This window comes from Ruegeria sp. B10, assembly GCF_056539825.1.
On record NZ_JBQFVP010000020.1, the window covers coordinates 1 to 20,184 of the forward strand.

Below are 20,184 nucleotides of genomic sequence, written 5' to 3' on the forward strand. Positions count from 1 at the left end.
GTGACACGGGGACCGGAGACACCGGCTCGGGTGATACTGGCGGTGACACAGGGACCGGGGACACCGGCTCGGGTGATACCGGCGGTGACACAGGGACCGGAGACGCCGGCTCGGGTGATACTGGCGGTGACACGGGGACCGGGGACACCGGCTCGGGTGATGCCTGGACAAGTGGACTGATGGCTCAATACTTTAGTTTGTCCCATGGCGTCTCGCGGCTTTCAGATATTGATTTTGATGCGCAACCTTCCGCAACAGAAAGCGTTGACAGATTGGCGACACGATACGCTGAAGGTAGTTTCTGGAGAGGGGGGGCTACAGATAATTTTGCCGCGCGCTATACCGGCAATCTGAATGTTGCCACGGCGGGCCTCTATACATTCTTCCTGACCTCGGATGATGGTTCCGCACTTTATCTCAACGGCGAGCCGGTGATCGACAATGACGGTCTGCACGGCGATGTCGAACAGCGCGTTACGCTGGAGTTGGATTCCGGATCGCATGATATTGAAATTCGCTATTTCGAGCGGGATGGAGATGCGTCCTTGCAGTTGGAATGGTCCGGTCCGGACAGCAGTGACCAGCGTCAGGTCATCGAAGGTGAGGCGTTTAGTCATAACGATGCTGGTGGGAGTGCCAACTCGGGTGAGACCGGGGGTGGCGGAGACACAGGATCAGGCGACGCCGGTGATAATACCGATGGTGCCGACACAGGGTCAGCCGACGCCGGTGATAATACTGATGGTGCCGACACAGGGTCAGGCGATGCCGGTGATAATACTGATGGTGGCGACACAGGGTCAGGCGACGCCGGTGATAATACTGATGGTGGCGACACCGGTGGTCCCGCGGGCAGCACTGGTTCTATTTCCGACCCGTCGATCGGAGTCGGATTGACAGGGATTATCGATTGGTCAACCGAGAACCCTTTCATTGATGTATTTAAAACGGCTCGAGAATGGATAGGGCATGAGCCAGATCGGTGGGGAGGGGTCGAATATCAAGAGCTTTTGGATGCCGGTGTTTTGGATGAGAATGGTTGGCCTACGGAAATCCCAAGCGGCGTTGATCGGATCGGAACACATATTTTTACGGCTCAGCCGGCAGAGGCGACGTCACTGGCTGGGCGTTATCGGCTAACTTACGATGGCGAAGGCGAAATCGTCATTAACGGTGCCCGCAACATCGAATATGGAAACGGTGAGATCTGGTTTGAGTATATCCCGGGTGAGTTTGAAACTATCGGTATAGATATTTTGCGGACAGGTTCGGATGGTAATCATATCCGCAATATTTCGGTTGTTCACGAAAACAATCTTTCAGCTTTCGAAGCCGGGGAAATCTTCAACCCTGATTTTGTAGGGTTGATCGAAGATATGCGGTCTCTGCGCTTCATGGACTGGATGAACACCAACAATTCCACGCAGTCTGAATGGGCAGATAGACCGCAGGTAGACAGTTTCAGTTGGACGGGCGGAGCCGGTGGCGTGCCTGTTGAAGTTATGGTGGAACTGGCCAACCTGACTGGTACCGATCCATGGTTCAATATCCCGCATCTTGCAACGCCCGAATATATAGAGAATTTTGCTACATATGTTCGTGACAATCTTGATCCGCACCTAAAGGCACATTTCGAATATTCGAATGAAGTCTGGAACTGGATGTTCGAGCAGACTCAATGGGCGAATGCAATGGGGCAGGAGCTTTGGCCGGGACAGCACGATGCGTGGTTACAGTATTATGCTCTGAGATCGGTGGAAATGGCAGAAGTCTTGGACCAAGTTTATGGGACAGATGCAGACGAACGCCTCGTTAAAGTCATTGCAACACAAACTGGATGGCCTGGATTGGAAGAACCAATCCTGAATGCGGCTCAATGGCTTGCAAGCGATGCCGATCAAGATCGAGCACCTCATACATATTTTGATGCTTATGCAGTAACTGGTTATTTTGGTGGCTCATTGGGCAATGAGAAAGCAGCAACAGTTAGGGAGTGGGTTGTCGAGTCAATCAGTCGCGCAACGGCAGATGCTGATGCGCTTGGTCTGACCGGTGCCGAGCGCGCTGCCTATCTTCTAGAGAACCAGTATAACTATGCAATGGAACTGGTGGTTCAGGAGCTGCGTGATGGTTCGATAACGGGCGACCCCTATGGGTCACTTCAGGAATTGTTCGGAGAGTTCGCCTATCACGCGCAAGTTGCTGAATCCCATGGGATGACCATGGTAATGTACGAAGGTGGGACGCATGTTGTCAGCGCTTTCGAGTGGGTGAACGATCAAGTTCTGAGCGAATTTTTCCAACATCTTAACTATTCCGACGAAATGGGCATGCTCTACATGGAACTGCTTGAGGGATGGAGAGATGCGGGCGGAACGATGTTCAATGCTTTCGTTGCTGTTTCGGGCCCCTCGCAATGGGGCAGCTGGGGCGCGCTCCGCCACCTCGATGATGAAACATCTCGTTGGGATGCCCTTGTCGAGTTTAACGCGCAGAATCCTGCGTGGTGGGAAGTGCGGGCAGAAGGAACATTCTCGGATGCTGTGGCCTCAGAGGATAGCATGGCGTATGATGCTGAAGGGTCCGACCCTGAACAGCTAACAGCAAATGATGACACCGCGACCACTATTACAGATCAGGCGGTATTAATTGATGTTCTTGCAAATGATGACAACCCGTTTGATGTTCCTATAGACCTGATCGAACTGGGCACCCCCAGCAACGGTACTGCGCTCATTCAGGACGATGACACGGTCCTTTACACTCCGGATTCCGAATTTCTGGGAACAGACAGTTTCGACTATTGGATTTCGGATGATCAGGGAACCGTTTCACAAGCGACAGTTACGGTTACGATAGAAGAAACCTGGGATTTATAGCAAACCCCTCTGTACGTGGCATGCCTTCCATACCGTATCAAGTTCCGCTTGATGCGGTATGATCACAGAACGCTAAAGCTTTTGGTAGGCGAGCAGGCCAATGAACTAGGCTGTCCCGAGTTCACAGGAGGAGTTCTTCAAGCACCCACGGGTATTAGGTGGATGTTTCAGGCGCTATGACTCGCGGCCTAGGTCTTTTGAAGAGTAGTAGGTCTTTTAGACTTTGTCGAAGGGACCGCGGCGGCAATATTTCTTGGTTTCGCTCGAATATTGTTCCCATGAGACTTCTATCGTGGGTCAAGGCGAGATGTGTTCCCCAGATGGCCGCGTCGTCAGGGGAAATCCCAGTGGGAACACCCATATCAGTTGCAAGTATGCCGGGCATCCATGTACTGATGATAATATCGGGGTAGCGGTCACTGAGATCAGCAATTAATGCTTCGCTGAAGATACGTTGTGCTCCTTTTGAAACACTGTAGGCGCAACGTGTTGGCTGTGGTGCATCTCCAGCAAAACTCGACACATTGAGGATACGGCCAAACCCTGTTTGCACCATGCTCTCGAGAACAGCGCGGCTTACTGTAACAGTACCGCCTAAATTTATAGATACCGTTTCTGCAAAGCTATCTGCTGTCTCATCCAGAAAATCTCTTTGAGGATTAACCGCAGCATTGTTTACGAGAACGGTGATTGTACCCAGAGTTGCGTTGATGTCGGACACAACCTCGCATACTCTTTTATTATCTGTGATATCAGCATGATACGGATAAAACATGCGTGACCCGGCTAAGTGCCGTGTTTGCTCAAGGGTTTCAATCCGTCGGCCAAGTCCAGCGACGCGGATACCACTTTGACATAGTCGCAACGCCAATGCTTGACCCAGGCCGGAACCGGCTCCGGTTACAACTGCAACCCCTCCCTTCAAATCAGCCATGTGTTTCCTCGCCAAAGCTTTTTAGAATGCTGTCGGCAACACGCAAGGCGTTTGAGGCGATCAACAGACTGGGATTCACACCGGTGGATGTTGGCATGAAGGACGCATCAACCACATAGAGGTTCTTGATATTATGTACTTGGCAGTTCTTGTTAAGAACACTTTTTCTTGGGTCATTGCCGAAACAGAGAGTGCCTGTAGGGTGCCCATAGTTTAACTCGGGCCGTGGGTTTAGGAAGAGAGTGCGCAAACCCTTCATTTTCTTCGATATCCTCTTCCTAAATCTTTTCCGCCGCGCCAGAAGCTCTGGTGAAAAATTATATTGGAACCTCACAACATCTGGGTCAGATGCCTTGATAATTCTATTTTCCGGATATGGATAATCTTCAAGTGAACCCACAAATATTTGGGCGCTACCAAGCATTTTTATTAGCACTGCAGCTGGTATTCGATTGAACTGACGTAAGACAGGAACAAAGCGTAAGAAAGAACGGTCATACATCTGATTGAGGGCATGAACGATCTCACCATAAGATGCGGTGGTTCCAAGTGCTTGTACAAGCCCATAATGCTCGGCATCAAAGGTATAAAAATCCCGCACTGTTATGGTCTTGGTTGTTGCTTGCGTGTGACTTGGCAGCCAGAGGGCAAATACCTCATTGAGGTGGAACATCAGATTGCGTCCGACGAGGTCATTTTCGTTGGCGCATCCGTTTGGCCAGTATTCTGAAGCTGACTGTAAAAGCACATGGGGGGATCTTAGCGCCCCTGCGGACAGGATGTAACGGTGCGCCCTGAAGGTCAGCACCTCTCCGTGCCTTCGGGTCTCAAGTTCCGAAACGCTGCTGCGGGTGCCTCTTATTCTGGTTACCTCGCAATTGTCCAGAAGAGCCGCGCGACCTGTTGCCAGGGCGGGTTCCACCCCTGCAGAGCGCCCGTCTTGTTTGCAATTGTAGGGGCATTTTGAGCCGAAGCAATTTTTGCAGTTTGGAATTGCCTTGAGTGCTGTGTGGCTTCGGTATGGATGCAATCCGGCCTTTTGCAAAGAGGTTATGATTTCCCGCTCGACGTCAGTATCTTGTGGCGTAGGACGCAAGTCGACAGGTTCAGATGCCAAAGGATTTTGTTGACCGAACACACTGTAAAGCGATCGCGTTTTGTCAAAATACGGTTTGAAGTCGTCGAAACACACCGGCCATCCACCCGTCTGGTGGGGTATTTCATCAACGTCGTCTAGATCGTGTCTTTCAGGCTGTTCAAAAGCTGCGGCATAGAAATTTGATGAGCCTCCAACACCAGACCCTAACGGACCAAAAAACTCAACTGAGGTGTTGTCTACGATAGCTTGAAAGGGCTTTGGCCAATACCCGCGCACCTCCCGAGCAGCCGGATCGGAAAGCGCGTAGGAAAAGGATTGTTGTTCGGCCCCTGAGCCCTTTCGGCCTTTTTCGAGAAAAAGTACTGACAAGCCCGCCTCCGACAAAGCTCGTCCGATTGTTCCGCCACCGATGCCCGTCCCTATGACAATCACATCCCAAATTTTCTCGGTGAACTCTTTCATACGGCCTCTTTGGAGATTGAGAGACAACTTCTAACAAAATACATCACGGCGTAAACTATGATGGGGTAGAGGGGAAAACAAAACCGTCTCTACACCTTCGTAACCATCAGCTTTCCTGATTTCTTAGCGACAGCGACTTCTGACGAGGGCGGAGGAAACTACGACATGGGAAACTCTGACTATATTAGCTTTTACCCTCAATATTTTAACAGATTGCTCCAACAATGTATGATTTGCAAAAGCCTACGGTGCGTAGAGCTTGGATCTGGTGAAGCACTCAGCAGGCTGGGAGAAAATAGAAACTCTCAACCCTGCAGTCTCTAAGTTCGACGTGTCCGTGTTATTGGCGTTCTCGGCTTTGGCTGTATCTCCTCTGGCAACACTGTCTCTGGAGAAGGATTATTGTACAGGTTTTTTCGGCAGTATCCGATGAGAGCGCCAGAGATTAGATACATGACAGGACTCAAAGCGGCATTTGGAATGGAATCGATGAGATTTGCTGCCAAAACAAGCGACAAACCGACCGTCGCAATCGGTAGCGGGGTCTTTTTGCGCCGTGCGTACAGAGTCAAAATCGGAAACGCGAATAAGCCGAACAGGGAAAGGTATCCCATCCAGCCAAAGGCGCTGATCGTTATTATCCAAATGCCATCAGAAACCGACAGGTTCTGACCTGTTTGTGGATCATATACTGCGCCACGACTCCAAAGTCCCCACCCAGCGACAGGTTTCTCCATGGCTCTTTCTAAAAGGGAGTCCTCCATATCAACACGATATTCAAGTGAGCGTGAGCGTTCCTCATTAATCTTGGCTGCGGTTTCTATGAAAAACTGAGTTGGAACAACATCGTAATGGCGCAGTAGTGGATAGCTTACCAAAAGAATTGAAGCCAATACTGATATTATCAAAGACCTTTTTACTCCGGAAAATGAAATAAAAATCAGCGTAACTACCGTAATGAGAAAAGCGCCAAAGTTCTTGGATACAAATAAAACTAATAGGAGGTAAATCGTTGCGTAGAAATAAAGTATGCCATTTTTTGAATTTCCGTAAATTTTCCATAGAATGGCTGACGCTATAGTCGCCTTACATAGGAATATTCCAACCCATAACCCATGCAGAAGGAATACAATTGGCCTGTACCCGCCATTGCGGATGTGTTGTTCAAAGCTGTGCGGGAAATACCCATAAACCAACCTGTTCAGTTGAGGGCTTAGGCGGACTTCCAATAAAACCAATACCGAATATAAAAGAGCCGCAATACACAGCGCCTTTAAAATGGTGATATGACTTTCCGGTGTAGACAAATATTTGGTACCAAGTAGTAGAGGGAGGATTGTGAATAGCAATAATCCGCATAATCCGATGGCGTCGTAAAAACTTTGACCGGGTATGTATGTTGGCCCAAAAATTATTGGTTCAAAATTGGTTACCACAGTCACAAATGGAGTGGCAAAGAGAAAAAGCAAAAGGGTTTTATATAGTAAATCCACGCGATTTACTTTTTCTTTATCTGTACCACTTATTTTTGTCGCTGGTTTTTTTCTGCTCTTATCAAAGAGCAAGCATGCTAAAAAGCAAGCCAGACTCGGGATTGTGATTTTGTCCAGTATGGGAATAAGTGGCATATCTAACCCAAGTCTACTTGGGAGCAGTAGATGCCCAGCCAGAATGGAACTAATAAGTGCCGTCTGAATATTCAGTTTCTTAAAAAGAATAAATACAACGACTGGCCACCCGAATAATACGAGGTAGGCTAGAAGATTTGGCGTAATATCATCAAACATTCATTTACGCGTTTATTGTGCCCGGTTCACTCTCTTAATATCATACGTTGTGTGGATAGAAATGCTCTCATGTTACGTATGAGCTGATTTGCCTTACCAGCTGTTTTTCTGATGGAGCACTCGACTGTTTACCTTCATGCTTTGGGTTAGCTCACCCCATCACAACTCTTTTCAGTTACACCACGAGCGGCGATTATTGAGGCGACCTGTTTTCCCCATGCGTCCCAATTTAGCTTCTCTTCATACTCTTTTCGGGTTGATTTGCGCAATTCGCGGTATGAAGTAGGGTCGTTAACATATCTTAGGATAACGTCTGCAAAGCCCTCGGCATCGGATCCTTCAGGTAGGGCATGTCCGTTAAAGCCATCTCGTACAGGTACGCCTCCTACGCGCAAACAAAGTGATGGTAAAGCATAGGCAGACGCCTCGCAGAAGGCGAAGCCGTAGCTTTCAAATGACGGTTGAAGCAAAAAATGCGCTTGCTGCAAAGTCTTCTCAAACTGCTTGAATTGCTCGGGGTCATTTTTGTTGAGATGCCCATATAACTTGACGTGTTCATTTATGTGCTCTTCTGGCGGCGTTGTGCCAATGACTTCCAGTCTGGCATCAATGCCTCTGGCGCGCAAAGCCATCATTGTTTCAAAAGCAAGTTGCCCGCCTTTCGCTTTCCAGTCCCGGCCAATCAATAGCAACTTGACAGGCCCAGTTGACGAAAACTCAGATACATCACTTTCATAGCTGGTTGGCGTGGTATTAGCGCCCCAAGGTACCATGACAGATTGAGGAGGAGCCAGACCATAACGAGCATCAGCGATAGACTTCATCCACTGTGAAGGCCAAAGTAGAAGATCCATTGAATTAAAGACTTTCCTTTCAGCCCTATAAAATAAGGGGTCCAGATAGCGGGACAGTCCAACATAGCTGCCAAAAGCTTGCCCAATCTCGGACTCTCTATACGTCGTCATCGTGGCGTCTGATGTATAAACTCTAAATACATCGGATGAACTGACTACATTTGCTAGTGAATGAAACGAATACGCCCCAAATAACAGGTCATATTTTTTCTGCCTGAGCTGTCTGTTTATGCCGATTGCAATAATGCGCGAAAGCAGCACATGTACACGCCATTTCAAACGGATGTTTAGGGCTTCGGGTAAAGCCTCGATCAAACGATAAATCGGCTTCGCCAATCCCCAGTCGTTGTTCAAGATGTGAACTTCACCTACATGCGTTTCCAATGCTTTGAATATCTGAGCGTTACCACCTGAATAGACATTTTTGTCCAAGGGCGATCTATCGCATAGATAGGCTATTTGCAGACGTTGTGGCATTGATAAGGCGTCTATTTCCATTTTTTGATCAAAATTGACCCAAGGAAACACCACCTTTCGACTTATCGGCTAAGGTGGTATTCCCATCTGTTTCTGGCTACAAACCGTATTCGGCAAGTAAGTCTGGTATTGTATTGGCGATTTCAGAATATGCTTTTGCGACAACAGGATGCACCGATTGAGGAGCGACAAACTCTGATGGAAGCGGACTGTCGAAAATAGCCGCGTAGGTGATCATTGCCGCAAGGAAATACAGTGTAGGCGTGCCATGCGGGGCGTCATCTAGGTAGAGATCTTGAGGAGTTAGCTGATCCAGTGGCGTGCTTGTCAGCAATTGTGAAAGGACTGTCGCCACCGGGATAAGTTCGACAGTATGCTCTTTTGGTAAACCGTCGATATAATCAACGTACCAGTCATGGTATGCGCCGGCATTGTATGAGTAGTACTCTTCCATACCGCTTGGTCCGGGAGGGAAGCCGTTGCCGAACCCGGCAAGTTCCGCCCATCCTTCATAAATATAGAATTTGGCAGTGGGGCGCGCCTTTGCAACCAGCCCCATGAGCTTTCCGGTTGCCTCTACCGGGGATGTCTTTTCTCCGTCGTCCACATAAAGTGCATCTGGGGACTGCCATTGGATGAAATTGGCCGGAACAATGATGATCTTATTGATACCGGATCTGGAAAACCGGGTCTGCTCACTGTCCCAACCCGATCTAACAGCCTTGAAAGACCAGTTTGGAATGGGTTCGGGATTGGATGCAAAATTTCGGAGGAATCCCCATTCACCGTCCAGAGTAAAGCGCTGGCCTTGTTGGCTGGCCAATAAGGCCAGCCAATGCGGAACCGTGGTGGTATCGCTGTCGCTCAGATGATGAAAGAGGCTGTTTCCGAAAACATAGATTTTCTGCTGTTGTGCCTGCACCGATAAGGCCGGCACAAAGCTTAGGAAAGCGCCAAGGAAAACCACTCGTTTGATGATCTGTAAGATAAACACTCTGAACTCCACAGTAAGGTTTATTGACCTTGCCAATCGTATAACGCGCGACTTCTGCAAGGATTAGTAACCGTAGCTATCCTCTCGATTAAGATACCTACATTTGTTAAGAACAACCCCCATCAGGTTACTGCGCGTCTCAATCTCCTGCTTGCATTTTTCAAGCTCTTCCAACGTGGTGTTCTCGGCGGCTGCCACCAGCAACACCCCATCAATCTGATCGAGGAAAGCGAATGTATCATCGCATGCAAGCATTGGTGGCGTATCAAACAATATGACATTCGGCATATAGCGCGCTTCTAGATCGTCGATGACATGCGCGGCGCCTTTTTCTTGTAAAAGCTCGGCAGGGCTTTCCGCTGGCTGGCGCGTTACAGCAAAAATTAGCTTCTCATCGTAGCACACCATATGTTCTTCCGGCGCGCTATTGCCTCTGAGCGCATCGGGAAAGTTCAGTTGCTGAGCAAGCCCTAGTGCTTGGGCAATGGAGGGCTTGCGCATATCCAGATCCACCACCAATGTCCTGAGGTCGCGCTGGCGCGCTAATGCAAAGGCCAGATTCATGCAAAGGGTTGTTTTTCCGCAGGCACTGCCTGGTGAAGTGATCGCGATGCGGCTCCATTTGTTGGCGCGCATTTGGTACAACATACGTGTTCGCAATGCATCAAAAGGCGCAGTAGCTCCTCCCGCTTGATCCGTAACAATCTGGGCGTTGCGCAGGGTTTTGGACTGTAGATGTAGTTTTGGTAACTCTCTCCAGAAATGCTTGCTCCCTTCGGTCTCCCGAGCCGGAGTGGCTTGCGGTACTCCGGTTGCAAGTGCCGTAGCTTTTTCGGAAACGAAATCCTGCTGCTCGGGAGAACTCTGTTCTCTGGCTTTGCGGGCTTTCTGAATGGCTGACTGAATACGCTCCATATCAGTACTCTCTTTTACCCAGCTTCAAAGCGGCCAAGGATCTCTCCAAATCCTAACTTTTCCACCAAACCATCGGCTATCAGATTAAATGGCATATAATGCAGGTGGATCAAATAAAGGCTACCGCACGCAATAACCCCCATAACAACAAACAATAGTGCTACTTTGCTACGTCGTAGAGCGGCTTGCTTCGGTGTCTCCATGTAGGGGACTGCGCCGAACACCTGTAGACCCAGCTGTGATGCCACATCCGAAGGCCGCCGAATTGTGCTGTTCAGCAGTTCCATGAGCAGAAATATCCCGCCAGCCAACCCCAAGCCACCGGCCAACCCTGCGGCGACAATGAGTTTGCGCTTTGGTTCTGCTGGGCTTGTTGGCACAATGGCTTGTTCGGCCACCGATATTCTTTGCCCACGTGACTGTGCTTCAATCTGATCTCCAGTACGTGCATCTGCGAGGCTCGCAGTGGCTTGGGTATATTGTAACCGTAAATTCTCGTAGTCGCGTTCCAATGTGCCTAGCGCTATAGCATTGGTTGGTGTTGCATCAATGGATATCTTGAGAGCGTCCAACTCTGACAGAATGGTGTCTCTCTCTCCTTCAATGAACTCGATTTGCCCATCTATGTCCGATAGCTGCAATTCAAAAGCTGTGATGTTCGGAGCAGTTTCGGTCCCTAAACCAAGCTGGATATTCGCAGCCTCCAGCGCTGCGATCTGAGCTTGTAGGGATTTGATCCGAGGATTCTCCGGAGAATAGATTACCAATGCAGAAGCAAGCTGGTCTTGGAGCTGCCTAAGTTGACGCTGCTCTGGAGTTAGACTCTCACCAAGGATATCCGGTCGACCTGTTCGTTCATATATCTCAACCAGGCGAGAGCGCCTGTCACGCAAGCCTGATAGTTCACGCTCAAGTTGCAGAACACGCTCTTGCAATGAGGATTGCCGGCTGCGGCGATAATCCAAGCTATCGGGCAGGGCATCTTTATGTGCCTCTTTGAACTCAAGTATTTTTGCCCCCTGCACGCCCAACTCGTCATCCAGCCGGGCCACCTCTTGAACAAAAAACGCCAGCGTTTGCCCCGTCGCCGAAGTTCGCATAGCCATGTTTTCTCGTAGAATTTGCTCCGCTAGCTCGTCAACAACCAGTGCCGACTTCTCACCCGTTGAGGCGTCAAACGATATCGGTACAAAAGAAGCCCGATTGCCCACACTGAAAAATGGCAGCTCAATGCGGATGCGCTCCCGCATATCTTCAACGATTTCCTCGGACGACAGGCCTGGTTTGTCCGCATGCAAATCAAAGCGTTTTGATAGCTCCAGAAGATTGTCCTGGGTCATAATGCGCTGTTGGATAACTTCGAGTATTTCGACGACGCTGGCCTGAACGGTTGACGATGCCAATTCGCCGGGAATTTGTGGGGATTCGACCACAAGCCGTGTTTGTGCCCTGTAAACCGGGGGTAAGGTGACCGCTACAAACACCCCGGCAATCGTACAGGCTAAAACTATGATTGAAAGATAGGGCAGTCGTCGAAGAAAGAGCGACCAATAAAAGCGGATTTCGTCCATCATGACTCAAGGTCGTCCTTCCGGTCGTGCAAGCTGGCTGCAAAAAATGCCCCATCATCCAAAACGCGCTGAATCGTCTTCACATCAACTCTCTTTTGTCCTCGTGTGAATGCGTAAACCATTGCGAGATCACATAGCTGGTTAACGAGGCGCGGGACACCACCAGTCATCTCATAAACCAACTGGGTCGCGGCCGGACTGAAAAGGTTTTTCATAGCACCGGCGACCTTCAACCGATGTCCGACATATTTACGCACTGTACGCGCATCCATTGCATTAAGATGAAAACTGGATGCGACGCGTTGGGCGAATTGTCTTAATTCGACACGGTTAATAATGTCTCGAAGCTCTGGTTGCCCAACAAGAACAAGTTGCAAAAGTTCATCTTTATTTGAGTTGATGTTCGTAAACATCCGCAGCTCTTCCAGAGATTCCGAGTTTAGGTTTTGAGCTTCATCAAAGATCAGGATGACCCGGCGGCCTTCAGCGTAGACCTTGATCAGATAGCTCTGAAAAGCTGCAAATAGATCGACATAAGTCGCGTTGGGAGGGGCGGGTTGATCCAGAGCCATCAAGACCCAACGCAGTAGTTCGCCACGATCACCATGTGCATTGGCGATCAAGCCAATTTTTACATCATGCTCTACCGAATTCAGAAGATGATGCAAAAGCGTCGTTTTACCTGCACCGACATCTCCAGTGATCAACGTAATCGGAGCGCGAGTCAAAATGCCATATTCCAGCATGGTATAAGCGCGCTGATGGTTTTCAGACCAGAACAGAAATTCAGGGTCCGGTAACAACGAAAATGGGCGCTCGGTCAGTCCAAAATGTTCATTGTAGATATCCAACGACGAGCTACCGCGCGCGGCAGCTTGATGGTTTTCTGGTTTATGACCAGGGTCGATACTCAATGTAGTTTGCCCACTTTGCCCGGAGCGCTTCGTCACTGTGCCAATCCGAGGCTGGCTGACGGGCGCAACGATATTCCCGGTTGCAACTTTACCCAACTGATACACCTTATCACACAACACTTTCCCGCACACAGTATGCGAAACTCACATCGGGTCTTATACACCCAAATACTTCACCCCATCTTTGTCGAAGACGGTACTAACCTATGCCCCATCATAGGACACGGGAAGACGTACATGCATTCACTTCTTCGTCGCACGGAGCGCATGAATATTTATTTCAGACGTGTCAGGCGCAATTAATATTTACTGCAGAACACATCAGTGTATCACGCCGAGATAAAAGTACATTTTTGACCGCTTTGCATATCAATTGGAAACAAATCTCTAACACGTCTCGGGCCGCTTATTAAGGTGCCTCTTATGGCAGACTATTCAAACGGAGTGGGCCGCTCTCCTCTCTGCCCCAATACCCACTCATACACTTGCAGCACTTGTTCGGCCTTTTTATCCCAAGTGTACAAGTCAAAAACGCGCCTTCGCGCCACCTGCTTCATTTGAACAAGGTCTTCAGGATTAGCGATGGCCTTCTCTACGATTTTACGCAAGTTGGCGACAATACTGTCCCGGGATCCAATTGGAACAATGAAGCCGGTTTCCTGTGTAACAAGTTCTCCAGGCCCACCATAGCCGACCACAATTGGAACCACACCCAATGACATTGCCTCAAGAACAACGCCTCCACCAAATTCGCGGACACTTGGAAAGGTAAACAGATCGCAGTCACGTGCGATGGTCTGCACCTGTTCATGTGCAACAAACCCATGGAAAGTGACACGGTCTGCAATACCAAGGTGATCCGCGAGTTTTTCGAGGTCCGCGCGCATCGGACCATCACCGATAATGTCGAGTGTGACCTGTCCAGATGATAGAAAACCGGAAATTGCTTCCAATAACATGTCCGGCCCTTTGTACGGAACCAAGCGTCCGATAAAGCAGGCGCGGATCGGGTGTCCGATATCTGGCTTTGGGCCAAGCGAAAAGCGGGCAGGGTCTATCGCATTTTCAGGGATGTAAGTGCATTTGTGTTGTTGGTTGTGGGGGATTTCACTTTGTGTGTGCCGCGAGCCGCAAATAATGGCGCGCGTCGCGTTCAAAGAGCGCCGTCGACCTGGGGCAAACCTATATATTTTGCGAATATAAGATAGCCATTCCCGCTCTCTCCAGCGTTCGGTCTCAAAACCGGCTGGCCAAGGGATGCCACCGTTGATCGGGCCTATCATGAATGGCGTATCCACATGTTCACATTTAGTAGCAAGCGGGCTGACTACAGTTGGACTGAGAGGCGTGATCCGATGAACGAGATCAAACTTTCCCTGCTCTATATCGGCGCCAAATTTCTCGAACACCAGTTTTTCAAAGAACGGATATGCCAAGGCTCCTAGTGCCATGACTGTTGTCCAGCCTTTGCCTCGCCCCATGCGCAGCGCTGTTCCGATCTTGTCAGCCTTTGCGGCCCATTGCTCACTATCAATGGCTGTAAAATCTTCACCTTCAATCAGTCCAGCCCTCAGAAAGGCATCGCGATTTCTAATCTGTGTAACAATATGTGCATTGGTTCTTTGAGCAATAGCACGGGCAAGCGACCACCCGACAAGCGGGACGCTGACCCATTCTGGATTGGCCTCTTCTGCAATTAAGAGAGGCCGGATTTTTCGGTTGGTTCGATCGCTCACAGGGATATCACCGCAATAGCGTCTACAGCCGCTTCTCTGAGATTCGATCGCCCACTACCATTGCGGCGTAGGGAACCAATATAGTCTTTGTTGAGCATCCCCAAAAGCCGCGCTGGAATGCTCCTCTTTTTAAATATATTCAGCCGGCAATTCATGTAGTCTAATTCTTGTTGATAAGCTTCCCTGACATGTGGGCTTATCTCGTGACCGTTCTCCACCATCCAGTCGATTGTCTCTAATGCCTGTTGCAGAATTAGAGAGTGAACCTCTGCCTGTTTCATTCTTTCAACTGCTTTGGCGCGCACTCCACCACGTAGTTCTACCAAGTCGTGCCCGGCTTCAGAAGTTGACGCTGAATGGCGTCTGAACTTGAGTTGTGGTTTCTTTTGGAACAGCAAATCACCAGAAAGGCTAGCTGAGAAAGGGATTGTAAAATCAAAGCAACTACCAAACTCTGAAAACTCAAAGCCTGATTTCTGATACATCAAGAGAAGGTCAGACAAAGCCTTTCGGGAAAAAAGCATCTGGTGCCCCCAGGCATGTACTGCATTGAAAACAGCAGGCGATGTCAGGCATTTGTCTCGTTTGACATCATAGTAAATCGGGGCAATTTCCTGCAAGTTGGCATCACAGATGTAACTGGGGCTGCAAATCAGATGCATCGTGTCATCTAAAATTCCATTTTGAAATTGTAGTAACCTATCCTCAAGCCAAACATCGTCCTGATCGCAGTAAGCTATGTAATCCCCGGTGCAACTCCTAAAACCGCACAGAAAATTCTGCACGATCCCCACGTTACGCTCTCGCTCTATAATGTGTATTGGAATGGTCGACGTTTGTGCAAACTCCTTTAGTATCAGGACGGTATCGTCGGATGATGCATCATCTGAACAAATGATTTCATCGGGTGGTCGTGTTTGCGACAATATGGATTCGATGAGCGCGCCGATGTAACGCTCTCCATTGTATGTAGCGATAGCTACGGAAATTTTTTTGTCGCGCATATATTGTGACATAAGGTTGGAGTCCGTTTCTTTTATCAAAATAGGCTCATAACAGACTCAGTTCCGATAACGCGCCTCGATTTATCCAAAGCGCCGCCCCAGACAGGCAAAGACCAGCGCCAAACCATATCATGTCATGCGCCCCATCCCAGGCGGAATGTTTGCGGGCCAGCCAAACAAGAACCGGATACGTTGCTACATGGGCCGCCAGCTGTCCCAGAAATGCCCCAACAAGCCCCAAGGTGCTCACGCCAAACAGAAAAAATGCGATATAGAGCGTGGCTCTTACAAACTGAAATGTAAAATGCCTTTGCGAATCCCCAGCTGCAAGCGCGGCGGGACTGTAAGTTATAGTGATTATGTTTGGAATATTCAGACAGGCCATCACCACAACAATTGGTCCAGCCAGCCAGAAGCGGGAGTCATACAGCATTTCCACAATAACCACCCCGCCAAATACAAGAGGCAGTTGAAGTATGAAAAGAAACCCTGTCAGAGCAAACCTAGCCTTTCTGATTTTAGCATAGTTTTGCGCAGAGGCGGCTGGGGGTCTTTCCCGATACATCGGGATGAGCATCTTGTTTGTAACAGCGGCAGCAAGAGCGGTTGGGAAGGTCGCGAGAAAGAAGCCTATGTTGTAGATTCCCAGGTTATCCGCTGTGAGATATTTCCCCAAAACTGCTTTGTCGCCCTGGGTTAAAATAAACCCACAGAGCGTGCTGAGGAGGATCCATCGACCGAAAGTGACCAGCTCGCCAAGCGCGGCCTTGTGCCACCTGAATCTGTTCCTGTTCCCCTCCAAGAATACTGTCATTAAAACAAGATAGACAAACGCTGAAAATACACCGCTGACGACAAGCGCCCATGTCGACCGGAACCACCAGGCTAAGACAATCGAAAACACCAGACTGATAATCTGCGTCAAAAGCGCAAGAATTGTATAGCGACCGACGGCCAAATGCCGGGTTGCCGTCTGTATCTTTGTGGGATTGAGCCCAGACAGCAAAAGTGTCAAGCCGGATACTGGCAGCGCTACGGCCAAGAAAGGTTCATTGTAGAAAATTGATACAGGCCAGGAGATTGCACAGCATGCGATCCATAACAAACCCCCACGAATGACCTGTAGTGTCCATGCGGTGTTAAGGAAGTCAGGATCGTCTCCATTCTTGCTGCGCTGAATAGAAACTGCCGTTCCAACATCTGAAAACATCTCCAAGCCAAGGACAAAAACCATAATCAAGGCCATCAGTCCAAAGGCTTCGGGGAACAAAAGCCTTGTTAGTATCAGGTTCGAGCCGAAACGAACGGCCTGATAAACAACATGGCCAAGAGCTGACCAAGCCGAACTTCGAAGAAGCCTGGCGTTCAGGCCCGTACCGAAAAATCTTTGCAAACCCCAAGCCATCAGAATCCAAACAGGCTTACACTATCCATACTTTTCGCGACAAATTTCTCTGACGAAATTTCAGGCTGCCAGCCCAATTCCCGTTTCGCCTTCTGATTGTCGAAACGGGAAAAATGTGCCCTAGATTTCCAATCTTTCAGAGAGGTGTAAGGCGTATTGTGCTTGCGTAACACATGTCGTTTTAGCAAGTATTTCAGGCTTGAAGCCATATAATACACATATGGGTTGCCCGCATCCACGCTAATGCGTGCGCCTAGATGCTCGTTGATCGCATCAAAATACCCTCGGGCGGAAAACATTGGCTCGCCTGTCAGGTTATAATTCTGACCGATCGCACCTTCCGTTTCGATCATACGCACCAAACCATCGGCAACATCATCGATCAGCACAAAGGGCAACACATTGCGACCGTGGTTCCAGATACGAACCGCGCCCGCCCCGTGCCACCGGCCAATCCCCCAATGCTGCAAAGGACCACCTTCACCGACAACGATCCCAGGGCGCGCGATCGTCAATGGCAGGTTTTGCTGGTGCTGCATATCCAGCAATCGACGCTCAGATTCCGCTTTTGATCGGGCATAGAGGTTCCGATCTGTCATATCGTCAGAAAATCCGGTCTGTTCAGTGATCACTGTATTCGGGTCCGACATATCATACGATGCAATCGTACCGGTGTAGACAAATGCCTTGACCCCGGCCCGCAATGCCGCCTCGGCGATGGCAACTGTCACGCCTACATCATTTTTCAGGCAATCTTCCCATGTCGAATCCAACGACTTGCCCAAGTGGTAGACAGCGTCGATCCCGTGCATCGCCCGATCCAGATCTTCGGGGTTCGTCAACGAAGCGGACATGATTTCAACCTGCTTGGGCAGATCGGCAAACGGTCCCGTGCGTCCCCTGCTAAGGACCCGCACATCCCGCCCTCGTTCGACCAGTGCCCTTGTCAAAGCACGACCGATAAACCCGGTGCCGCCAATAACCAGCACCGATGGCTTGGGATCACGCTCTCGCTTGGGCGCTGCCACCTGCTTGTCAGGAGGCAACATGGCCAGCACGTCATCTATCGCCTGCATGACCGAAACAGCGCTTGCGCCCGAGAACCTGCGATCGATCGAAGTACCGGACCGTATAGCATCATAGAATGCACCTAGGGCGCCTTGAAAGCTGATGTCATAGGGGGATTTTCGATTAAGTGAGAACAGCTGACGCGATGCGTTTGTGACTCCCTCTCTCAGGTGCTGCCAAGACAAGGCTCCCTGGTTCCGCAAACCATTCACGATGACATCCGAACTGTTTTCAGAGCGCCTGACCAATGTATCGTTCGCATAGTCGAACTGTGCCATGCCGCTGGAGCCACGAACCGTAACGGACCGGTCCTCAGTTGTTTCAACAAGCGACAGGGAAAGGTTCAGATCAACATCGCCAGCCCGCGCCATGATCCGCCAACTCTGTGGACGTACCCCGCCAGCCCCGGGTATTTCAATAGGCTTACCCAACGAGACGTGCTCTATATCAGGCACCCCAAAGAGATCATTCGCGAAACCGAACAGGTGTGGACCGAGTTCCAGCAGCAAATTTTCCCGGGACCGGAGAAACCAAAGGCCAAACGGTCCAGACCGCAGCGGTGCCAGTGGCAAATTCCAACGGATATCAGCTTCGGCAATCCGTCCCAGTTGACCTGTCTTGCATAGGTGCTGAAGCCTTTGATATTTTGGACTTCCCATGAAGTTATGCCCAACCCCCAGAACGCGATCCGCTTTGTCGGCGGCTTCGGTGATATCCCGTGTTTCCACTGAGGACAGGGCAACAGGCTTTTCGATGTAGCAATGCAGCCCGGCCTGGAAAGCCTGCACTGCTAGTTTCCGGTGCAAAGGCGGTGGCGTCAGAATATGAATAGCATCGCATGCCCCCGATGCGATCAACTCATCCAGACTGGTAAAAGCCTGAGCTCCCGTCGCCCCTGCCAGGGCCTGCGCGGCCGAGGCTGACACATCACAGATCGCGGATAAGGCAACCCCCTTGGTGGCGCGGATTGCATCTACATGCCTTGCCGCGATATTCCCGGCGCCAACGATCCCGGTTCTGACAACATGCCCTACCATTGCACTACTCGTTCCAATTATTTGTACTCAATTATGCTCATGTCGCGGTCAAAGGCCCGACGCCAGTAATAGACAGCCATACCAATCATATTTGGCACCTTAGACAACGATAAATAAACGGCGTGATGCCATGCCTCGTGTCGGGGCAAGCCCGCGCTGATCAACCCTCTGATCGTGCGCCAATAAGACAAAGCATACAGCCCGATCACGAAAACAAGCAGCAGCCAGGAAATACCAAGCCCGGCCAAAGCAAGCAGAGGCAGTATCAATCCATAGACCCACACCCTCTGGCGTTCCCGTCTGAAGTATTGAGGATGCAACGCCCCAACCTGTGCAAAGCCGTGCCCGCTGCGTATGGCGCGCTGCCACCATTCCGAGAACCGGGTCATGGCAGCATCATGTTGAGTCATCGGGCAGGGCAAGCGCCTTATCTTCCACCCCGCCGCGCGAATGCGGACACAGAATTCGTCGTCCTCGGCTGCAATGACATTCGGATTGAACCCTCCGACCTGCTCCCAAGCGCTGCGACGCACCATCATATCGCCACCACAGGTCAGGATATCTCCAGCAGGGCGATGCCATTCGAAGTCACACAAAGCATTGTAAACGCTTCGATTGCGATGAATTTCAGCGCGCCACCCAGTCACAATCCCCAAAGTGCTGTCTGTACTCAGCGCTTGTACTCCGGCGTCCAGCCATCCGGGAACAAGCGCGCAGTCCCCATCGATAAACTGAATATACCTGGTTTCAACACCATGGGCCTCAAGCGCTTCAAACCCCGCATTGCGCGCGCGCGCCGCCGTGAAGGGCAGGGACAAATCCAGCTCTGTCACAATCGCCCCACGCGCCAGGGCCTCAGCGACACTGTCATCCGTAGATCCAGAATCCACATATGCTATGGGCACATTCTGCTCTGCCAACACATCAAGGCAACGCACCAGCCTTGCGCCTTCATTGCGACCAATGACAACGGCCGCTATCAATGTTTCAGCCTGCATATCCTCAGCGCCACGCTTTTGCTGTACCAGGCCCCTCAGGCCTGCAATCT

At 50.2% G+C, this 20,184-nt stretch carries 14 protein-coding genes; 1 reads left to right on the forward strand and 13 read right to left on the reverse strand.

What is annotated here, in order from left to right:
* Positions 1 to 179: 179 nt before the first annotated feature.
* Positions 180 to 2,879 carry a PA14 domain-containing protein gene (locus tag ACR0J4_RS21460; protein WP_170644068.1) on the forward strand — a complete coding sequence of 900 codons (2,700 nt, stop codon included), beginning with the start codon at positions 180 to 182 and terminating at the stop codon, positions 2,877 to 2,879.
* Positions 2,880 to 3,033: 154 nt separating this feature from the next.
* On the opposite strand, the gene ACR0J4_RS21465 is transcribed toward ACR0J4_RS21460, so the two are convergent.
* The 13 genes from ACR0J4_RS21465 to ACR0J4_RS21525 all read right to left on the reverse strand — a co-directional run bounded on the left by ACR0J4_RS21465 (position 3,034) and on the right by ACR0J4_RS21525 (position 20,134).
* On the reverse strand, positions 3,034 to 3,813 hold the full coding sequence (locus tag ACR0J4_RS21465) for an SDR family oxidoreductase (protein WP_170644069.1): 780 nt from the start codon (positions 3,811 to 3,813) through the stop codon (positions 3,034 to 3,036).
* Entirely contained in the window at positions 3,806 to 5,374 is a 1,569-nt protein-coding gene (locus ACR0J4_RS21470) for a GMC family oxidoreductase (protein ID WP_170644070.1), read from the reverse strand. The genes ACR0J4_RS21465 and ACR0J4_RS21470 overlap by 8 nt, the downstream gene beginning before the upstream one ends.
* Before the next feature lie 320 nt (positions 5,375 to 5,694).
* A complete protein-coding gene (locus tag ACR0J4_RS21475) occupies positions 5,695 to 7,161 on the reverse strand; it encodes a hypothetical protein (protein ID WP_170644071.1) in 1,467 nt (488 codons plus the stop codon).
* 146 nt (positions 7,162 to 7,307) lie between these two features.
* Positions 7,308 to 8,513 carry a glycosyltransferase family 4 protein gene (locus tag ACR0J4_RS21480; protein WP_170644072.1) on the reverse strand — a complete coding sequence of 402 codons (1,206 nt, stop codon included), beginning with the start codon at positions 8,511 to 8,513 and terminating at the stop codon, positions 7,308 to 7,310.
* Positions 8,514 to 8,589: 76 nt separating this feature from the next.
* Positions 8,590 to 9,486: a hypothetical protein gene (locus tag ACR0J4_RS21485; RefSeq protein WP_170644073.1), complete on the reverse strand. Its 897-nt coding sequence runs from the start codon at positions 9,484 to 9,486 to the stop codon at positions 8,590 to 8,592.
* 63 nt (positions 9,487 to 9,549) lie between these two features.
* The gene (locus tag ACR0J4_RS21490; RefSeq protein WP_170644074.1) at positions 9,550 to 10,401 is read right to left on the reverse strand and encodes a CpsD/CapB family tyrosine-protein kinase; all 852 of its coding nucleotides are present in this window, start codon (positions 10,399 to 10,401) and stop codon (positions 9,550 to 9,552) included.
* A gap of 14 nt (positions 10,402 to 10,415) precedes the next feature.
* The gene (locus ACR0J4_RS21495) at positions 10,416 to 11,975 is read right to left on the reverse strand and encodes a GumC domain-containing protein (protein ID WP_170644075.1); all 1,560 of its coding nucleotides are present in this window, start codon (positions 11,973 to 11,975) and stop codon (positions 10,416 to 10,418) included.
* A complete protein-coding gene (locus ACR0J4_RS21500; protein WP_480555553.1) occupies positions 11,972 to 12,982 on the reverse strand; it encodes an ExeA family protein in 1,011 nt (336 codons plus the stop codon). Before ACR0J4_RS21500 ends, ACR0J4_RS21495 begins: the two co-directional genes overlap by 4 nt.
* A gap of 335 nt (positions 12,983 to 13,317) precedes the next feature.
* Positions 13,318 to 14,622, reverse strand: coding sequence for a glycosyltransferase family 4 protein (locus tag ACR0J4_RS21505; RefSeq protein WP_170644076.1), 1,305 nt, complete (start codon positions 14,620 to 14,622; stop codon positions 13,318 to 13,320).
* A complete protein-coding gene (locus tag ACR0J4_RS21510; RefSeq protein ID WP_170644077.1) occupies positions 14,619 to 15,638 on the reverse strand; it encodes a glycosyltransferase in 1,020 nt (339 codons plus the stop codon). Before ACR0J4_RS21510 ends, ACR0J4_RS21505 begins: the two co-directional genes overlap by 4 nt.
* Positions 15,639 to 15,672: 34 nt before the next feature.
* On the reverse strand, positions 15,673 to 17,031 hold the full coding sequence (locus tag ACR0J4_RS21515; protein WP_170644078.1) for an oligosaccharide flippase family protein: 1,359 nt from the start codon (positions 17,029 to 17,031) through the stop codon (positions 15,673 to 15,675).
* Positions 17,031 to 19,136, reverse strand: a complete 2,106-nt coding sequence (locus ACR0J4_RS21520; RefSeq protein ID WP_170644080.1) for an NAD-dependent epimerase/dehydratase family protein — start codon at positions 19,134 to 19,136, stop codon at positions 17,031 to 17,033. Before ACR0J4_RS21520 ends, ACR0J4_RS21515 begins: the two co-directional genes overlap by 1 nt.
* Positions 19,137 to 19,153: 17 nt before the next feature.
* Positions 19,154 to 20,134 (reverse strand): glycosyltransferase, encoded by a 981-nt coding sequence (locus ACR0J4_RS21525; protein WP_170644082.1) that lies wholly within the window; start codon positions 20,132 to 20,134, stop codon positions 19,154 to 19,156.
* Between the last annotated feature and the right edge of the window lie 50 nt (positions 20,135 to 20,184).